At 64.6% G+C, this 953-nt stretch carries 1 protein-coding gene and 1 pseudogene; both read right to left on the reverse strand.

Annotation, left to right across the window (positions count from 1 at the left end; translation table 11 throughout):
- On the reverse strand, positions 1-628 hold a 628-nt coding region (locus EN738_RS34615; RefSeq protein WP_189606148.1), incomplete at its 3' end, for an aminopeptidase P family N-terminal domain-containing protein.
- Positions 629-711: 83 nt separating this feature from the next.
- Positions 712-953, reverse strand: a pseudogene (locus tag EN738_RS34620) (ornithine cyclodeaminase family protein); the annotation flags it as partial.

Genomic DNA, 953 nt, shown 5'->3' on the forward strand with positions numbered 1-953 from the left:
TCCCATCGACGCCGCGCGTGCCGGCATCGTAGATCTCGGCGACCAGATCGCATTTGCGCATGCCGACTTCTATTTTGTCGACGATGCGCTGGTGCATGGCCTCGACGATGCGGGCGGCCTTGCGCATGTAGTCGATCTCGGTCGGGCTCTTCACCGCCCGCTGCCAGTTGACCAGCGCGGTGGCGTCGACGAACCGGGCGTTGGGCAGATGCTTCTGCAGCGCGGCGAAGGCGGCGGCCGAGAACCAGTAATTGTCCATCTCGACGCCGATGGCGAGCTTGCCCCAGCCGCGATCGGAGAGCACGCTGGACAAGAAGTCCATCGGGTGGCGCTCGGTCGACTGCACGTAGTGGTCGGCGTAGCCGATGATGTTGTCATGGGCGAGATAGGCGGTGCGCTTGGCGCCGTTGGCGTCCTGGCCGCGGCCGTACCAGACCGGCTCGCCTGAAGGCGGCACGATGACCGCCTGGTGGACATAGAACGACCAGCCGTCATAGCCCGTCAGCCAGGCCATGTTGGAGGGATCGCTGACGATCAGCAGATCGACCCCCTTGGCCGCCATGGCCCTCCGGGTCTTGGCGAGGCGCTCCGCATATTCGCCGCGCGTGAATTTCAAATTCGGCTGCATTGTTCTTGGTCCTCGTTTGTTGGGCCTTGCGGCCTTTTCGGAAAGCAGGTTTCCACCTTTCCGGATCACGCCTTGGCCAGGCATCAGCTTTCGAAAATGGTCCCGGCATTGGCCGCTTGGGCGCGGTCACGGGCCAAGGTGGCGATCGCCGTGTCCTGCACGCCGGTGCCGGTGAGATCGGCGATGGTGATGTCGCTGTCCGAGCGCCGTCCGTGTTTCTCGCCGGCGATGATCTGGCCGAGTTCGGTAACGTCGGCGTCGGCCGTCATCACCCCGGTCGCGATGGCATGATGCAGTTCGCCGAGCCGCTTGGTTTGCCTGGCGC

Source organism: Mesorhizobium sp. M4B.F.Ca.ET.017.02.2.1, from assembly GCF_003998955.1.
In the GTDB taxonomy this organism is placed as follows: Bacteria; Pseudomonadota; Alphaproteobacteria; order Rhizobiales; family Rhizobiaceae; genus Mesorhizobium; species Mesorhizobium abyssinicae.